This window comes from Vibrio sp. 661, assembly GCF_033339315.1.
Taxonomy (GTDB): domain Bacteria; phylum Pseudomonadota; class Gammaproteobacteria; order Enterobacterales; family Vibrionaceae; genus Vibrio; species Vibrio alginolyticus.
In genome coordinates this window covers 126,828-145,404 of the sequence record NZ_JAWOUJ010000005.1, presented here as the reverse complement: position 1 = coordinate 145,404, position 18,577 = coordinate 126,828, and the positions used below count along the sequence as shown (strand labels likewise).

The window sequence follows — 18,577 nt, the reverse complement described above, 5'->3', positions numbered from 1 at the left end:
AAATAGAAAAAGCTCTGAATACTCAGAGCTTTTTATCGTGGATAAGTTTCCTAATCAACTCAAATTTTAGTGACCACCGGATACTACGGGAGTCAGATCACCACTATGAGGTAAAATCCAACCAGCTTCGTAGAAAGAAGCTGTTGCAGGCTCTAGGAAGAACATGATTCCCATCAGACCGACAATCGCAAGAACGACGGTGTAAGGCAGCGCCATGATAACCATTCGACCGTAAGACAGACGAATTAATGGAGCGAGAGCCGATGTGAGTAAGAATAGGAATGCCGCTTGACCGTTTGGCGTTGCAACAGAAGGCAGGTTAGTACCAGTATTGATTGCCACCGCCAGTAAGTCGAACTGATCACGAGTAATGAGGCCCTCAATGAGTGCAGTTTTTACTTCATTGATGTAAACCGTACCAACGAACACGTTATCCGACACCATAGATAATAAGCCATTCGCCACATAGAACAGAGCTAGCTGAGTACCTTTATCTTCAACGGCAAGCACCGCATCGATGACTGGTTTAAACAGCTCTTGATCAATGATTACAGCAACGATCGAGAAAAATACAGCAAGCAGTGCAGTGAAGGGCAGGGCCTCTTCAAACGCTTTCCCCATGGAGTGCTCTTCAATGACACCAGTAAATGCGGTCGCTAAAATGATCACAGAAAGGCCAATTAAGCCGACAGCCGCTAAGTGCAAAGCGAGTGCAACGATCAACCAAACCGCAATAAGACCTTGAACCCAGAGTTTTGCGACATCTTGATTTGTTCGCGTTTTACGCTCTTCACGGTCAAAATCGACGAGGATCTGACGAACGTTATTAGGAAGCTTCGCGCCGTAGCCAAACACTTTAAGCTTTTCAACTAAAGCACAAGTGATGAGACCACAGAAAAATACAGGTAGTGTCACTGGAGACATACGGATTAGGAATTCACCAAATAACCAACCCGCTTGGTCTGCAATAATTAAGTTTTGAGGTTCACCAACCATCGTGGTTACGCCACCTAAGGCAGTACCTACACCAGCATGCATCAACAAAGAGCGCAAAAAGGCACGATAGTTTTCTAGGTCATCACGCGTTAGTTCAGTGATCGTGTCATCTTGTGTATGGTCATGGTCACCGATAGGGTTACCAGACGCCACTTTGTGATAGATAGAGTAAAAGCCGATCGCCACGCTGATAACAACGGCGATAACCGTCAAGGCATCCAAAAACGCAGACAAAAATGCCGCAGCAAAGCAGAACGCGAGTGATAGTAGGGTTTTAGAGCGAATGCCAAGTAAAATTTTGGTAAAAATGAACAGCAATAGCTGCTTCATGAAGTAGATGCCCGCAACCATAAATACCAGAAGTAGCAGTACTTCGATATTTGCTACTAATTCGTGCTTAACTTGCGCAGGGCTAGTCATGCCGATAGCAATGGCTTCAATAGCAAGTAAACCGCCAGGTTGTAATGGGTAGCATTTTAATGCCATTGCTAGCGTGAAAATAAATTCAGCGACCAACAACCATCCAGCTACAAATGGGTTTATTAGGAAGAATACAATCGGGTTAATTATTAAGAAGGCTATAATGGCAACTTTGTACCAATCAGGCGCTTTACCAAGGAAGTTCTTGATAAAAGCGTTTCCGAGCGATATCGGCATGATAATTCTCTTTATAACAAAATTATGAATAGACACTACAATAGTGCTTAAGTATCTGTTTGTTAGACTTATTAACTAGTCTTTAAAAACAATAACTTAGTAAAACAACAATCCTTTGTTTATTGTAGTCTTGCCAAGTTACTTCCCCTGAACTCAAGCACCGCTCACTTTCGACCGCAAACTCTACACTCAGGCATTTATTAGTCAATAACAAAACGTGATGCTACCGACTAAAATGACTTTTTAAATGTAATAACGCGATCAAAACGGCGTTACTATACCATGAAAGTCTTAAAAAAATCCTCTTGGATTTTAAATGACGGTCAGTGACGAGAAAAGGCAAATTAAGAAAGAATATTAACTGTGATATACAAAGTAATTTTTCATATTTTGAATATAAAAATGTGACACGGTTGTCTTTATTTCTCCGAGATTTGTGAGCTGTTTAATTAAATGAAAATTCATATTTTACTGCTTTCGCTCGCATGTTAGAGCCTCTTAAATTGACACAACATATAGAGTATTAACTCTATGTTATGGAGTCGTTTCCACTATTGATCGTAAATTTTCTCAAACCGCTAAGTAGTGGTATGATGAGTAGTATCGACCCTCAGAAATCAATATTGGATAAAAAGTAGAATGGTCATAAAGGCGAAAAGCCCTGCGGGATTCGCAGAAAAATATATTATCGAGAGCATTTGGAACGGCCGTTTTCCTCCAGGCTCAATTTTACCTGCTGAGCGCGAGCTGTCCGAACTGATTGGTGTTACTCGAACGACTTTAAGAGAGGTTCTTCAACGACTAGCCCGTGATGGATGGCTGACTATCCAGCACGGCAAACCTACGAAAGTTAACCAATTTATGGAGACCTCTGGTCTGCATATTTTGGATACTTTAATGACGCTAGACGTTGATAATGCGACAAACATTGTAGAAGATCTGCTTGCGGCACGTACTAACATCAGTCCTATCTTTATGCGCTATGCATTTAAAGCGAACAAAGAGAGCTCTGAGCGTACAATTAAGAACGTAATCGAATCTTGTGAAGCTTTAATGAATGCGGCTTCCTGGGACGAATTCATCGCTTCTTCGCCGTATGCTGAAAAAGTTCTGCAGAATGTGAAAGAAGATAACGAGAAAGATGAAGCGAAGCGTCAAGAAATCTTGATTGCTAAAACGTTCAACTTTTACGATTATATGCTTTTCCAGCGCCTAGCATTCCATTCAGGAAATCAAATTTACGGTTTGATCTTTAATGGTTTGAAGAAGCTCTACGATCGTGTCGGTAGCTACTACTTCTCAAATCCAGCTTCTCGTGAGCTAGCTCTGAAGTTTTACCATCAATTGCTCGAAACTTGTGAAAGTGGCCAGCGTGAGCAACTACCAGTAGTGATTCGTCATTATGGTATGGAAAGTGCGTTGATCTGGAACGAAATGAAAAAGCAATTACCAACGAACTTCACGGAAGACGACAGCTAAGCGCTGACAAGTTGAATAAACGAAAACCGCAGTGCCTTAGGCCTGCGGTTTTTTGTTTTTATTTATAAGTCGGCGACGAACCAAGCACCAATAATAAGGTATGGAACGTTTATCCTGCTAGTGAGAGTCTGGGTAACGGTAGATATAATGACTCTACGACATCTGAAAGGACATGGTCGTAAGTATTGAAGATGGTCAATGACAAGTCCGATGTGACGCCATAAAGCTCTGCTTCTGTTAAGTCGACATGACTCCCTGTCACGTATTCATTTAGCGTCTGTATTGAGCGCGTGGAAGCAGGAGAGGTAATGCTAAGTGGAGCGATAACCGCTAGTTGGTTTAGCTTACGCATCATGACCGATGCATAATTTTTGAAACGCTCATTTCCGCCTTGCTCTCCTAAATCTTGAATGCTGATTCGTAACTGAGTCAGGGTCTCCAAGCTATCCATAATGTTTTGCCAGTTCATGTGATACTCATTATGCAAGTCATCTCTTTGCTCAACCGCTAGCCATGCGATGGTTACTTCATCCATCAAAAACAAGCAATGACGAATTAACTTACCATGCTCCATCTGGTTTCTTGCAACACTATGGTCATTCCATTGTTCAAGTAGTTTCCCTACTTTAATCTGTAATACGCGATACATGGGTTTGTTTTCAAACCGTGATGTTTCGACTAAAAGATGCAGCTTGTTAGTCAGAGCATCATGAAGAGCGTCCAATTTTTGTTGATCGTTTTGTTGGAATTGAAGCGAGTAGTGAGTAGCAGCTCGGTGGTGTCTCAGAAGGTGAACAACATCTCGCAACAATGTTAACAGCTGATATTTGCGCGCATGTTGCTGCTCTCGTTTAGAAGATAAGTGATATATTCCAGCTAAAATAGCGATGGACAATAGTGTGGAAATCAAAACAAACATAACCAACTCCTTGTTAGTGTTTGGACCTAACAAGGAAGATTGCAGTTTTGATGCCACTAATTAAATTCTATTAAAACAGTAATTTAGGATTGTGATGGGAGAGGTGCTGTACAAGTTTGGTGCACAAATTCCCCAAAAGTGTGAATTCAGTCAAAAAAAGTCCCCGCTGAACTGGCGAGGACTTTTTAAATTTGATTGTAAAGCTACAACTTACATTACGCGCATACCAGGTTGAGCGCCTTCGTGTGGCTCAAGGATCCACAGGTCACTACCACCAGGGCCTGCCGCTAGGATCATACCTTCAGACATACCAAACTTCATCTTACGAGGTTTTAGGTTTGCAACCATTACAGTTAGTTTGCCTTCTAGCTCTTCAGGTTTGTACGCTGACTTGATGCCAGAGAACACTTGACGAGTTTCACCACCGATGTCCAGTTGGAACTTAAGCAGTTTGTTTGCTTTTGGCACTTCTTCACAAGAGATGATACGAGCGATACGCATATCTACTGCTGCAAAAGCGTCGAACTCAATCTCTTCAGCGATTGGCTCTTTGTCTAGCTCAGTTTCGCTAGCCTTGTTCTTTTCCGCTTCTGCTTTCTCTTTCGCCGCCATTTCTGCCGCCGCATCTTCTTTAGATGCTTCGATCATCGCTTCAACATTCTTCGGATCGATACGGTTGAACAGTGCTTTGAACTTAGTGATCTCGTGGCCTGTTAGTGGAGCAGCGATGTTTTCCCAAGTTAGCTCTTGGTTTAGAAACGCTTCAGTACGCGCAGCTAGCGATGGCATTACTGGTTTCAGGTAAGTCATCAGTACGCGGAACAGGTTGATACCGACAGAACAGATGTCTTGTAGTTCCTGATCTTTGCCTTCTTCTTTTGCTACAACCCACGGTGCTTTTTCATCAACGTATTGGTTAGCTTTGTCTGCCAATGCCGTGATTTCACGGATTGCACGACCAAACTCACGCGTTTCGTAAAGCTCAGCGATACGGTCAGCAGCAGCAACAAATTCGTTGTAAAGTTCAGGCTCTGCAAAGTTGTCAGACAGTTTGCCTTCAAAACGTTTCGCGATGAAACCTGCGTTACGAGATGCCAGGTTAACGATCTTGTTAACAACGTCAGCGTTTACGCGCTGAGTGAAGTCTTCAAGGTTAAGATCTAGATCGTCGATACGGCTGTTTAGCTTCGCAGCGTAGTAGTAACGTAGACACTCAGGGTCTAGGTGCTCTAGGTAAGTGCTTGCTTTTACGAACGTACCTTTAGACTTCGACATTTTCGCGCCGTTTACGGTTACGTAACCGTGTACGAATACGTTGTTAGGCTTGCGGAAGCCAGAACCTTCTAGCATTGCTGGCCAAAATAGGCTGTGGAAGTAAACGATGTCTTTACCGATGAAGTGGTACAGCTCTGCTGAGCTGTCTTTTTTCCAATACTCGTCGAAATCTAGGTCGTCGCGCTTGTCACATAGATTTTTGAAAGAGCCCATGTAGCCGATAGGCGCGTCTAGCCATACGTAGAAGAATTTGTTCTTCTCACCAGGGATCTCGAAGCCAAAGTATGGTGCATCACGTGAGATATCCCATTGCTGCAAACCAGACTCGAACCATTCTTGCATTTTGTTCGCTGTTTCAGCTTGTAGCGAGCCAGAGCGAGTCCACTCTTTTAGCATGCTTTCAAACTGAGGCAGGTCGAAGAAGAAGTGCTCTGAATCTTTCATTACTGGCGTCGCACCAGAAACCGCAGATTTAGGATTGATCAGTTCTGTTGGGCTGTAAGTCTCACCACAGTTGTCACAGTTGTCACCGTACTGGTCTTCAGACTTACATTTTGGACAGGTACCTTTTACGAAACGGTCCGGTAAGAACATCTCTTTTTCTGGATCGAACAGCTGAGAGATAGTGCGGCTAGAGATAAAGCCATTTTTCTTCAACTCAAGATAAATGTGTGACGCTAGCTCACGGTTCTCATCTGAGTGTGTGCTGTGGTAGTTATCAAAGCTGATATCAAATCCAGCGAAGTCTTTTTGGTGCTCTTCGCTAACTGCGGCAATCATTTCTTCAGGAGTAATACCCATCTGTTGCGCTTTAAGCATGATTGGCGTGCCGTGAGCATCGTCAGCACAGATGAAGTTTACAGTGTTGCCGCGTAGGCGTTGGTAACGAACCCAAATGTCCGCTTGGATATGCTCAAGCATATGACCAAGGTGGATCGAACCGTTAGCGTACGGAAGGGCACAAGTTACCAGCATTTTCCTTGACGGAAAGTTTTTTGGATCGTTTGCCATACTTAATATTCGCTTTTCTTGATAGGTATAAATAAATTTTGATGGATAATACTACCCCATGAACTGACTAACTCCAAGGTGTCAAACTGCGGAATGCCTTAGTTTTTTTGGGGTTCTGGTTGAGCCTGGACGGTGGTAGCATGACATCTAAAAGGAGGGCTTATGCATCAGTTCACTTCAAAACAAGATTTTTGTCACTGGTTTAACCAATTCCAACATCCACAGTTGGTGGAAAACTGGGCAGATATTCATGGCGCAATTTCGATTACGACACAGGGTTCTATTGATATAACGTTGCCATTCGCAAGTAATGAGCTTCAAACCGTACTGCATGACTGGATTAAACAGCAGCAAGCCTCGGGTAAAGTGGCTGAATTCCCATTTAATATTCGCCTTGGAGTTAAAGCTTTAGAAACTCAAGTGGCTAACTCGGTTAAGGGTGTTAAGAACATCGTTGCCGTCAGTTCTGCGAAAGGTGGCGTTGGTAAATCTACTACCGCAGTTAACTTAGCGTTGGCGATTGCTCAATCTGGGGCGAAAGTGGGATTGTTGGATGCAGATATCTATGGTCCGTCTGTACCTATGATGTTGGGGCAAGAAGATGCTAAACCAGAAGTTCGTGATGGCAAGTGGATGGAACCCATTTTTGCTCACGGCATCTATACTCATTCTATCGGTTATTTGGTGGATAAATCAGAAGCGGCGATATGGCGCGGTCCAATGGCTTCAAAAGCGTTGTCGCAGTTATTAACTGAAACAGATTGGCCAGATTTGGATTATTTGGTGATTGATATGCCGCCAGGTACGGGGGATATTCAATTGACTCTGTCACAACAAATTCCGGTAACAGGTAGCGTGCTAGTCACAACACCGCAAGATTTAGCCCTTGCCGATGCAAGGAAGGGAGCGGCAATGTTTAACAAAGTCCATGTCCCGGTTATTGGTGTTGTGGAAAACATGAGTTATCACATTTGTAGTCAATGTGGCGCGAAAGAGCATATTTTTGGTATGGGCGGAGCTGAAAAAATGTCGCAAGAATTTGGCTTAGCATTGTTAGGACAAATTCCGCTTCATATCTCTATGCGAGAAGATATTGACGCTGGCGTTCCAACGGTAGCAAGACGCCCAGAAAGTGAGCATGCAGGGTATTATAAGCAACTTGCCGATCGCGTATGTAGCACGATGTTTTGGCAAGGCAAAGCAAAACCAGATGCGATTAGCTTTACAATGGTGAACTAAGTTTACTATGCCTGTTGGTTGATAATCGCACATTTTAACGTTTGCTCGGAGGTTAATCCTCTGAGCAGGCAGAAACTTATGACTAAACCCTAATTCCAACTAGTAACTATGGGGTGAACTCCCTATAATCAGGCAGTTTATCTTTTTATGTGACTAGAAATCATCATCGGGTGCAAACTAATGTCTGATAATAATCAATGCGTCATCGTAGGTATTGCTGGCGCTTCTGCTTCTGGAAAAAGTCTGATCGCGAGCACTATTTATAATGAGCTTCGCGCGAAAGTAGGCGATCATCAAATCGGTGTCATCACGGAAGATTGCTACTACAACGACCAAAGCCACCTAAGCATGGAAGAGCGAGTAAAGACGAACTACGATCACCCGAGTGCGTTGGACCACGACCTACTGTGTGAGCACCTAGAAAAATTGGTACGTGGTGAAGCAGTAGAAGTGCCTGAGTACAGCTACACTGAGCACACAAGAACAATTAACACCACCACAATGACACCTAAAAAGGTGATCATTCTAGAAGGTATCCTTCTTCTTACAGACCCTCGTCTTCGTGATTTGATGCATGCGACAGTATTTATGGACACACCGTTAGATATTTGCTTGCTTCGCCGTGTTAAGCGTGATGTGGAAGAACGAGGCCGAACTATGGAGTCTGTTCTTAAGCAATACCAACAAACAGTACGTCCGATGTTCATGCAGTTTATCGAACCTTCTAAGCAATATGCGGACATTATTGTTCCTCGCGGTGGTAAAAACCGTATCGCAATTGATGTATTAAAAGCTCACATTGCAAGACTTTTGAAAGCTTAAGCCTATAGACGGCTATATCGCTTTATTTTTAAGAGAAGAAGTGGCACCTTAAGTGCCACTTCTTTTTTTGTTTTTAAATTAGTCAGTTGCAGGTTAAAACCAGACACTTTTCACGCTTTTGTGGAACTGTCAGCGGTAAATGGAGTCTGCGCTTATAATTGTAAAAACACTCGAGCAAGGAAAAACAAATGAAGAAACTGCTCTTAATTCTAGCAATACCGATTGTGGTCATTTTGGTCGCAATTTTAGCGTTAACCATCTTCGTCAATCCGAATCAGTTTAAACCCCTTATTGTTGAGCAAGCGCAAAAGCAAACGGGATTAGAGTTGGTGATTGAAGGGGATATCAGTTGGCAATTTTTCCCATCGATTGGCTTTGAGTTGGGACATACAGAATTGCGAAACCCACAAGGCTTTAGTAAACCCAATTTATTCAAAGTTGATACCGTTGGTGTAGACATCTCTGTTATGCCACTTTTTAGTCAACAGCTTGAAATTGGAAACGTCACGCTTGATGGTGCTGAGTTCTACATTGAAACCAAGAAAGATGGCAGCAAGAATATTGATGCATTGACGAAAGCCCAAACACAACAAGCAGAACAAGAGAGCAATGCTGCGCCTACGCAAAATGGTGAAACGAAAACTTCTGGTTCTGATTGGAGTATTAATCTTGCTGGCGTTACGGTTTCTAACGGTTCATTAGAAATGCAGGATAAGCAAGCCGGTAGTTACACCAAACTTTATGATATTTCATTAAACCTTTCCGAATTCGCTTTTGACAACTGGACAACGGCTGATTTTGGCGTGAAGGGCGAAATGAACGACCAAAAGTTCACCGCGAAAGGTCAGGCAGACTTTAAGCTAGAAAAAGGTTTGGCAAACTACGCGCTAAAGAACATCAACTTTGATGCGACATACTCTGACCCTGCCAATAAAATTGAATCGGCAACGATCGGTTTAGACACGTTTGAATTCGATAAAGTAAATAACCTGACTTATGCCATTAAGGGTGACGCTGGTGGTATGAAGTTAGATATGCAGGGTGCTGGTCAACTTAGCGTGGACAAGGCTATCAGCAAAGTACAGTTGGATAAGTTAACTCTTAAATCGACTTTTGAGGGTGATGCTTTACCTCAGTCCCCGATGAAAGTCGACATGGTGTCTGATCTGTCTTTCGACCTAACGAAAAACCATCTGAGTTTTGTTCTAGAGAAGTTAACAGCGAATGCTATCGCCCTAGATGGTAAGGCAGATGTGACACTCGGTGATATTCCTAAAGTACGCTTTGCTCTCCATAGCCCCAATATCGATCTTGATGAGTTCTTAGGGTTAGATAAGCAAGCTGCCGAAGGTAATAAGCCTGCTTCTGGTGGCGAGAGTGCTCCTGCCGGACCTGAGGTTGAGCCTGATTTGTCTGCGTTGAAAGCGTTAGATGTAAAGGGTGACATTACCATCGACAAATTCAAAGCGGCAAATGCGAAGATGGAAGCGGTAAAAACGAGCTTCACTGTAAATCGTGGCGTGTTTGAGCTTACATCATTTAGTTCGAAGTTGTACCAAGGCTCAATCTCAGCGACAGCGAAGTTAGATGCACGCCAATCACCAGCGACTTACAGCGTTAAAAAGTCAATCAAAGGCGTGAAAGTTCAACCGCTACTTATAGACGTTGCTGAGAACGACAAACTTGAAGGGACAGGTAACATTGATGTGAATGTTACAGGTAAGAGTCTAACGCCTACCGGTATCAAGAAGAATCTATCTGGTACGGTTGTTATCAATTTTGCTGACGGTGCGGTGAATGGCATCAACGTTGCTCAGTTGATTCGTGAAAACTATGCGAAATTTAAAGGGCAAAAAGTTGAAGGCGCCAATGAAGCTAAGAAAACAGACTTCAGTGCGATGACGGCGACATTGAAACTCAACAAAGGTGTAGTATCAACGGATAATATGCAAGCTCAGTCTCCATTGTTACGTGTTCGTGGTAAAGGTACCGCAAACTACATCAATGAAACAGTCGACTTTACTATCAGCACGTCAGTTGTAGGCAGCCTAGAAGGCCAGGGCGGTAAAGATATAGATGAGCTGAAAGACATCACGATTCCAATCAATGTGTCTGGTAAGTGGGCAGAACCTAAATTCAAGCTCGTATTCGATGATGTTCTGAAGCAGAATGCTCAAAAAGAAATCGATCGTGGCGTGGAGAAGCTAACGGACAAAATCAAAGACGAGAAAACCAAAGATGCGGTCGATGGTTTATTGAAGAATCTTTTCAACTAACCGTGCGTGAAAACCAAAAGGGTTGGCATTTTGCCAACCCTTTTTAAATTACTCTGCGAGTGTTACCAATCGACGCCTTTGAGGGCTTTTACGCCAGATTCAAATGCGTGCTTTACATTTTTCACTTCAGAAACGGTATCGGCCATTTCAATCAGGGTTCGATGTGCGCCACGCCCAGTAATAATAACCGACTGCATTTTAGGTCGGTTGCTCAGCGCTTCGACCACTTCGTCTAAGTCGATGTAGCCGTAGCTCACCATATAAGTTAGCTCGTCAAACAAGATGACATCGATAGAGTCGTCTTGCAGCATGCGTTTACATTCTTGCCATACGCCTTGCGCTGCTTCGGTATCAGCGGCTTTGTTTTGAGTTTCCCATGTAAAGCCGGTCGCCATTACTTGGAATTCAACGCCGAGTTTCTCAAGTAGGTTGCGCTCACCGTTGTCCCAAGTACCTTTAATAAACTGCGCGACAGCACAATTCAAACCATGACCCACTGCGCGTGCGATCGTACCGAATCCTGATGTCGATTTACCTTTACCATTTCCGATAATGATCAGTAGCAGACCTTTTTCCTCTTGAGCAGCAGCGATTTTTGCGTCTACCTGTTCTTTGACTTTTTGTTGGCGAGCTTTATGGCGTGCTTCTTTATTTTCTTCGATAGACATAATACTTCCTCAATTCCTTTTCGTGCTGTGCCCAAGCTAATTTGGGTTCATTGATTTATCTCGCTATGATAGACCAACATATCGTGAAGAAAAACCACCGATAATTCAGGGAATAAAATGAAGAAAATACTTGTTGTTTGTATGGGAAACATTTGTCGGTCACCAACTGGAGAGGCAGTGTTAAGAGCGAAAGCTCAAAAGCTAGGCGTTGAAGTAGAGGTTGATTCGGCAGGTACAATTGGCTACCACGCAGGAAACCGACCGGATTCAAGAGCGATGGCAGCAGGAAAGCAGCGAGGTTATTCTTTTAAAGGAATGCAAGCGCGCCAAGTCACCATTGATGACTTTGAAAAGTTTGACCTTATATTAGCCGCAGATAAAGCAAATTTGGCCGATTTATTGGATATTTGTCCGTTGAAGTATCGACACAAAGTATCGTTATTTTTAAGTCATTCTGAGTCAGGTTACGACGAAGTCCCGGACCCATATTATGGTGGGGAAGATGGCTTTGAACTGGTGCTTGATTTAATCGAAGAGGCATCAGACGCAATTTTGAAGAAGCTATAATCGCCGTGCTTGAAGACAATAGAAAAAGGGATGAGCTCAGCTCATCCCTTTTTATTCGTGTTAACCCGCTAGTATGTCGGTTGCGACTTTGTAGCTTGGGTCTTCCTTCACGTTAATTTCAACCAAGCTGCCAGCTTTGTCCAAAAGTTTACGACAATCTGGGCTTAGGTGACGAAGGTGCAGCGTTTTACCTTGAGCATTGTAACGCTCAGCCAGTGTTTCAATGGCTTCAATTGCAGAGTGATCTGTCACGCGAGAGTCTGCAAAATCGACAATCACATCTTTTGGATCTTCAGGCGCGTTAAACAACTCCAGGAAGTTAGCCGCAGAGCCAAAGAAAATAGGGCCGTGAATCTTGTACTCTTTTGAACCTTCCTCGTTTAAGCACGTGTCGGCATAGATGTGCTTAGCGTGTTGCCATGCAAACATTAATGCAGAAACGATAACACCAACCGCTACGGCAACAGCAAGGTCAGTAAGAACAGTAACAACGGTCACAAGAACAATAACGAAGAAGTCTTGCTTCGGTACGCGGCGTGCTAGCTTAAATGTTGCCCATTCGAATGTACCAATGACAACCATGAACATCACACCAACCAGAGCAGCGAGTGGGATCATTTCAATTAGCGAAGAAGCGAATAAGATAAACATCAATAGAGCGATAGCCGCAACGATACCAGATAGACGGCCGCGACCACCTGAGTTTACGTTGATCATCGACTGACCAATCATCGCACAACCACCCATTGCGCCAAACACAGAACACGTCATGTTTGCCATACCTTGACCGATACATTCGCGGTTAGATTGACCACGAGTATTCGTCATCTCATCTAAAACTGTCAGTGTTAGTAGAGATTCAATTAGACCAATGGCCGCGAGAATGATCGCGTATGGAAGAATGATTTGTAGTGTCTCTAGTGTAAATGGTACCGCAGGAATAGAGAAGGTTGGTAGTGAACCTGCGAGTGTTGCAGCTTCATCACCAGACATTGTACGCAGGAAGTCAACAACAGTGCGAGTTTCCAGATCCAAGCCAACCACTAAAGCCGTCACCGTTACGATCGCAACAAGTGAAGAGGGTACAGCTGTTGTGATTTTTGGTAGAAAGTGAATGATTGCCATAGTCAGCGCAACCAAACCAAGCATTAGCAGCATCTGGTCTTGTGGTAGCCAAGTAAGCATGCCGTTGATGTCTGGCGCTTTAAACTGACCCAACTGAGCTAGGAAGATAACAATAGCCAGACCGTTCACAAAACCGATCATCACAGGGTGAGGTACGATACGGATGAACTTACCCAATTTAAACATACCAGCGGCAATTTGAAGAATACCAGCGAGCATGATGGCTGCGAATAGGTACTGGACACCGTGAGTCGCGACAAGCGAAACCATTACGACTGCCATGGCACCTGTTGCACCAGAAATCATGCCAGGACGACCACCGAAAATGGAAGTAATAAGACCAACGATGAATGCAGCGTAAAGACCGACCATCGGATCTACGCCTGCGACGAACGCAAATGCGACAGCTTCAGGAACCAATGCTAGCGCAACGGTTAAGCCTGATAGCACATCATTTTTTACGGAGTGCTTAGAAAATTGGGGAAATTCGAACATGTTTGTTTTTAAGTTCTCTTTGCAATGAGTTAAACCCGACACATATTCGTATTTGCACAAGCCACTGGAAGGTTGATTTTTAATCAAACATTGCAGTGTAAACCGTAGTATTAAAAGAGCAGCATCAGAATGGTGTCGAAAACTTGAGTCGGCGCATGCTACCGAAAAGTGTGATTAAGTTCAAGAATGATACGAATAATGGCGTACAAATGTGATCACGAATTGGTATTTATATGAACAATTTATTGGGCAAATATGAAGATAAAAAAGGCTACCAGATGGTAGCCTTTAATTTATTTATGCCGTTAAGCAGTTGAACGTAATGATTTAGCCTAGTTAAAGTTAGGCTTTGTCATCTCTGCCGATGCACGGTTTTTAGCCACTTGGCTACCTGCACCTTTAGCTTGGTAACGTTCGGTTTTGAACGGCGCTGCTGCAACCGTGATTTCGCGTAGCTCTTGAGGGCCAGGTGCTTTCGTCATCGGTGCGCTAGCGTTTAGCTTAGCAGCAACTTTAATGGCTTCGACTTTAGGCTCTGGTTTATCTACTGGCGCTTCGGCTACAATCTCTTTTGCTGCTTCAACGATAGGCTCTTCAGTAGGTGCCGTTTCTACAATGGCATCAACCGGTTCAGCATGTTCAGTTACAGGAGTTTCAACGATAGGCTCTACCGATGCTGTTTCTACTACTGCCGATTCAGCTTTTTCTGCGATTACTGTTTCAACAACAGGTGCTTCTACTACTGGAGCTTCCACTTTCGCTTCAACGGTTTCTTGAACCTTGTGTTCAACAACTGGCGCATCTGTTACGACAGGTTGCTCGCGACGAATAATCACTTTACCCATTGCCATTTCTGGACACGCAAAGCCACCTTGGATTGTAGGTACTGCTGCTACAGCTTCTTCCTTAACTCGCTCTTCCTTCTTAGGTGCTGGTTTCGGAATGTAACGTGGCATTACTTTACCCATAGCCATTTCAGGAGAAGCGACACCTCCCTTACGTAGGCGGAACGGGTTAGGGCGGCGATCACGGCCACGGCGACGACGCTGGCCGCTTGCACGCAGGTGACGTGGCGAACGACGATTACGACGTTGCTTAGACTCTGCTTGCTTGTTGTCTTGCTGTGCCTCTACCGCTGCTTCTGTTGGCTTTTCAACTTTAGCTTCAACCGTTTCTTGAGTCTTAACCGCTGTTTCTTCGGCTTTCTTCTCAATAGCTTCTTGGTCCTTAACGCGTACAGACTTGTTCAATTTGCGACGTTGGCGGCGCTCTTTCACTTTTTCTGCTTTCGCATTTTGCTGCTTCGGTTTGCTCTCTTCTGGTTTTGTTTCAGTACGAGCTTCCGCTGCTAGCTGCAGACCTTTTTCCGCTACTTTTGCGTTTGCTTTCTGCTCTTGGGCTTTATCTGCCTGTTGAGCTTTAGGTTTACGCTTTTGGTTACGGTTTTGCGGTTTATTTGTTTGTTGTTGAGCTTCGTTTTGCTCATTAGCCTGCTCATCACGAGGCTTACGACGACGTCGGTTATCGCGATTGTCGCGGTTATCACGATTATCACGCTGGTTGTTATTGCGACGACGATCGTTGCGATCACGTTTGTTACGTCGATTATCGCGATTTGGTTTTTTCTCTTCCTGAGGTTTCTGTTCTTCTTTTGTTTCTTCAGAACCACCGAATAGGAAGCTACCAAGTGCTTTAAACAGACGGCTGAACAATCCAGGTTTCTCTTCTTGTTCAACGTTTTGTTCTTTCTTCTTCGCCTCAGGAGCTGGTTTAGCTGCTGGTGCAGGTGCGGTTTGAGACGGAGCAGCAAAGCCTTTAAGAACTGGCTCTTCAATTCGTTTTGGTTTTACGTCAACTTCCGCTGGCTCTTTACCTTCTGCTTCTTTCATTGCTTCCAGTTTCTTAGGAAGTAAGTAAGAAATCAGATCGAACTCTTCGCCTTCACGAACACGGATAACTTCAAAGTGCGGTGTTTCCATATCAGAGTTAGGAACAACCGTAATTTTCACTTCTTGAATGCGTTCGATATGGTTTACTGAACGACGTTTTTCGTTCAATAAGTAAGAGGCGATTGGCACAGGTACGACTGCAAGTACTTGTGCTGTGTTGTCTTTTAGCGCTTCCTCTTCAATTAAACGAAGTACAGAAAGTGCTAGAGATTCGTTGTCGCGAACGACACCAGTTCCGCTACAGCGAGGACAGATGTGATGGCTTGCTTCTGCAAGAGAAGGGCTCAAGCGCTGGCGTGACATCTCCAACAAACCAAAGCGAGAAATACGACCGATTTGTACACGAGCGCGATCAAGACGAACGGCTTCACGTAGACGGTTTTCTACTTCTCGTTGGTGACGAACTGGGGTCATATCGATAAAGTCGATAACCACTAAGCCACCCAAGTCACGTAGACGTAATTGGCGAGCAATTTCGTCGGCTGCTTCTAGGTTCGTGTTTAGAGCTGTTTCTTCAATATCGCCGCCCTTGGTTGCACGAGCAGAGTTGATATCGATAGACGTTAGTGCTTCAGTCGGGTCAATAACAATAGAACCACCAGATGGCAGACGCACTTCACGTTGGAAAGCCGATTCAATTTGGCTTTCGATTTGGTAGTGGCTGAATAGTGGAACTTCGCCTTCATATTTCTTAACGCGGTTAAGGAAATCAGGGCGCACCAATTGAATGTGCTCTTTTGCACGTTCGTAGATGGTGTTGCTATCAATTAAGATTTCGCCAATATCACGACGCAAATAGTCACGGATTGCACGAACGATAACGTTACTTTCTTGGTGGATTAAGAATGGAGCAGGGTTAGAGTCCGCTGCACCTTTGATTGCACCCCAGTGGTTAAGTAGTACATTCAAATCCCACTCAAGCTCTTCAGCACTCTTGCCAACGCCAGCAGTACGTACGATTAGGCCCATGCCCTGAGGCAGTTCCAAAGTACTTAATGCGGCTTTTAGTTGAGTACGCTCGTCACCTTCGATTCGACGAGAAATACCGCCAGCACGAGGGTTGTTAGGCATCAGAACAAGGTAACTACCAGCAAGAGAAATGAAAGTAGTAAGAGCTGCGCCCTTGCTTCCACGTTCTTCTTTTTCCACTTGAACGATAACTTCTTGGCCTTCCGTTAGCACTTCTTTGATGCTTGGACGACCTTGGTAGGTGTAACCTTCAGGGAAATATTCGCGGGCAATTTCTTTGAGAGGGAGGAAACCGTGACGCTCGGCGCCGTAATCAACAAATGCGGCTTCTAAGCTTGGTTCGATACGTGTGATACGTCCTTTGTAGATATTCGCTTTTTTAGATTCATGACCTGGACTCTCGATATCAAGATCGAAAAGTCGCTGGCCATCAACCAGAGCGACACGCAACTCTTCTTTTTGAGTTGCGTTAATTAACATTCTTTTCATTGAAAATTCTCGTTGTCTTTTCTTTTATATCTTTCTTGTCGACTTGCCACTGTTTTTTCGCTCTTTCACGGTGCCTGATCCCATGGCTTGTATTTTGCAGCCTCCCGGCTGGAAGGGGATGCTCTCGGGCACTTCAGTCATCACAAGCCTCTTGTGGTTTCTGTTGGAAACGTAGACTTGTGACCCGCTATTTGGGCGGTAGGTACTCAACGTGAATATGCGAGGAGTAGGGTGGCAAGAGTGTTGAATTCGATGTGTCTCACGCCAATGCTGCACTCGACCTTCAACGATCTACTCACATTGCTTGAGGATAAATGATTGGTAATGAATAAAATGTAACCAAACCTTCCTTAGCAGCTGTGAACTATAGCAGTGCGCGTGGCTATCAGCAATCTGCTTTCACGCAAACGATAGAAAATTTGCCGCTAAACTCAAAATTTCTATTTTATAACTGGCTGTTTCATAAGCAATTGAGATGTGCAAACTGTTCAAGACAGAAAACAAATTGAGAACTTGATTGAGAGTTTTAATAATTTAAACAAAAGCTTGGCGAAATTTAGACCAGTATGTGCCACCGAGTGTTTCTTTTACGACAAGAATAATGTGAAGTCGCACGAAATTGAGTTTACAATACCGCCCATGAACGAAATAAGAACAAAAGTCCAGTTCGTCGACATCGACGAAGATATGGCGGGTCAGCGCATTGATAATTTTTTGCGCAACCAATTAAAAGACATTCCTAAAAGCATGATTTACCGAATTGTGCGTAAGGGCGAAGTGCGCGTAAATAAAAAGCGTATAAAAGCAGAGTACAAGTTAAAAGCAGGCGATCTCGTTCGTATTCCACCGGTGACCGTCGAGAAAAAAGATGACGATGTCGCACCAAGTACGAAACTTAACAAAGTCGCTGAGTTGGAAAATATGATTATCTTCGAAGATGACCATATGTTGATTCTAAACAAACCATCTGGCACCGCTGTGCATGGTGGCAGTGGTTTAAAGTTTGGTGCGATTGAAGCGCTTAGGGCTCTGCGTCCTCAAGCTCGCTTTCTTGAACTTGTGCATCGTATTGACCGTGATACTTCAGGGATTTTGCTGGTTGCTAAAAAGCGTTCTGCACTTCGTCACTTGCAAGCCCAGTTTCGTGAAAAGACAGTAAAGAAGTTTTACTTAGCTCTTGTCATGGGGCAATGGAAAAGCAGTTGTAAGGTTGTGAACGCGCCACTGCTCAAAAACGAAGTGAACAGTATTGTTCGTGTTAACCCTAATGGTAAGCCGTCAGAAACGCGTTTTAAGATTTTGGAAAAGTTCGAACAAGCTACATTGATTCAGGCGAGTCCGATTACTGGTCGAACTCACCAAATACGAGTTCATACGCAATACACTGGTCACCCAATCGCTTGGGATGATCGCTACGGTGATCGTCGCTTTGATGCTTACACAGGTCAAGTTGGTTTAGATCGTTTGTTCCTACACGCGGCAAACATCAAGTTCCAACACCCATCAAATGATGAGTGGATGGAAATCAACGCACCGATGGAACCGAAACTAGAAAAAGTGTTGGCGGGTTTAAGAAACGCGTAACCATGTTTTCCTCGCGGATGCAAAAGGGAGCCCGTGGCTCCCTTTTATCGTATTTGG

12 protein-coding genes are annotated in these 18,577 nt (G+C 44.0%); 6 read left to right on the top strand and 6 right to left on the bottom strand.

What is annotated here, in order from left to right; translation table 11 throughout:
- Positions 1 to 66: 66 nt before the first annotated feature.
- On the bottom strand, positions 67 to 1,653 hold the full coding sequence (nhaB, locus tag R7P69_RS12315) for a Na(+)/H(+) antiporter NhaB (protein WP_005380822.1): 1,587 nt from the start codon (positions 1,651 to 1,653) through the stop codon (positions 67 to 69).
- A gap of 639 nt (positions 1,654 to 2,292) precedes the next feature.
- On the opposite strand from nhaB, the gene fadR reads away from it, so the two are divergent.
- On the top strand, positions 2,293 to 3,132 hold the full coding sequence (fadR, locus tag R7P69_RS12310) for a fatty acid metabolism transcriptional regulator FadR (protein WP_005380824.1): 840 nt from the start codon (positions 2,293 to 2,295) through the stop codon (positions 3,130 to 3,132).
- 109 nt (positions 3,133 to 3,241) lie between these two features.
- On the opposite strand, the gene R7P69_RS12305 is transcribed toward fadR, so the two are convergent.
- Positions 3,242 to 4,051, bottom strand: a complete 810-nt coding sequence (locus R7P69_RS12305) for a hypothetical protein (protein ID WP_017821380.1) — start codon at positions 4,049 to 4,051, stop codon at positions 3,242 to 3,244.
- A gap of 210 nt (positions 4,052 to 4,261) precedes the next feature.
- Complete coding sequence (gene metG, locus R7P69_RS12300) at positions 4,262 to 6,337, bottom strand: methionine--tRNA ligase (RefSeq protein WP_033905755.1); 2,076 nt, start codon at positions 6,335 to 6,337, stop codon at positions 4,262 to 4,264.
- A gap of 162 nt (positions 6,338 to 6,499) precedes the next feature.
- On the opposite strand from metG, the gene apbC reads away from it, so the two are divergent.
- The 3 genes from apbC (at position 6,500) to R7P69_RS12285 (ending at position 10,674) form a co-directional block, all read left to right on the top strand.
- On the top strand, positions 6,500 to 7,576 hold the full coding sequence (apbC, locus tag R7P69_RS12295) for an iron-sulfur cluster carrier protein ApbC (RefSeq protein ID WP_054574796.1): 1,077 nt from the start codon (positions 6,500 to 6,502) through the stop codon (positions 7,574 to 7,576).
- Between the two features lie 180 nt (positions 7,577 to 7,756).
- A complete protein-coding gene (gene udk, locus R7P69_RS12290) occupies positions 7,757 to 8,398 on the top strand; it encodes a uridine kinase (protein WP_005380833.1) in 642 nt (213 codons plus the stop codon).
- Between the two features lie 188 nt (positions 8,399 to 8,586).
- Positions 8,587 to 10,674: an AsmA family protein gene (locus R7P69_RS12285; protein WP_238952042.1), complete on the top strand. Its 2,088-nt coding sequence runs from the start codon at positions 8,587 to 8,589 to the stop codon at positions 10,672 to 10,674.
- Positions 10,675 to 10,736: 62 nt separating this feature from the next.
- Here R7P69_RS12285 and cobO read toward each other — a convergent pair whose 3' ends face one another.
- Positions 10,737 to 11,342, bottom strand: coding sequence for a cob(I)yrinic acid a,c-diamide adenosyltransferase (cobO, locus tag R7P69_RS12280; protein WP_238952041.1), 606 nt, complete (start codon positions 11,340 to 11,342; stop codon positions 10,737 to 10,739).
- A 117-nt stretch (positions 11,343 to 11,459) separates the two neighbouring features.
- On the opposite strand from cobO, the gene R7P69_RS12275 reads away from it, so the two are divergent.
- Complete coding sequence (locus R7P69_RS12275; RefSeq protein WP_025767219.1) at positions 11,460 to 11,909, top strand: low molecular weight protein-tyrosine-phosphatase; 450 nt, start codon at positions 11,460 to 11,462, stop codon at positions 11,907 to 11,909.
- A 60-nt stretch (positions 11,910 to 11,969) separates the two neighbouring features.
- Here R7P69_RS12275 and R7P69_RS12270 read toward each other — a convergent pair whose 3' ends face one another.
- Both R7P69_RS12270 and rne read right to left on the bottom strand, forming a co-directional pair.
- Entirely contained in the window at positions 11,970 to 13,529 is a 1,560-nt protein-coding gene (locus tag R7P69_RS12270) for a SulP family inorganic anion transporter (RefSeq protein WP_005380840.1), read from the bottom strand.
- A 332-nt stretch (positions 13,530 to 13,861) separates the two neighbouring features.
- Positions 13,862 to 16,936: a ribonuclease E gene (gene rne, locus R7P69_RS12265; protein ID WP_042523100.1), complete on the bottom strand. Its 3,075-nt coding sequence runs from the start codon at positions 16,934 to 16,936 to the stop codon at positions 13,862 to 13,864.
- Positions 16,937 to 17,575: 639 nt separating this feature from the next.
- On the opposite strand from rne, the gene rluC reads away from it, so the two are divergent.
- The gene (rluC, locus tag R7P69_RS12260) at positions 17,576 to 18,520 is read left to right on the top strand and encodes a 23S rRNA pseudouridine(955/2504/2580) synthase RluC (protein ID WP_021033985.1); all 945 of its coding nucleotides are present in this window, start codon (positions 17,576 to 17,578) and stop codon (positions 18,518 to 18,520) included.
- Positions 18,521 to 18,577: the final 57 nt, after the last annotated feature.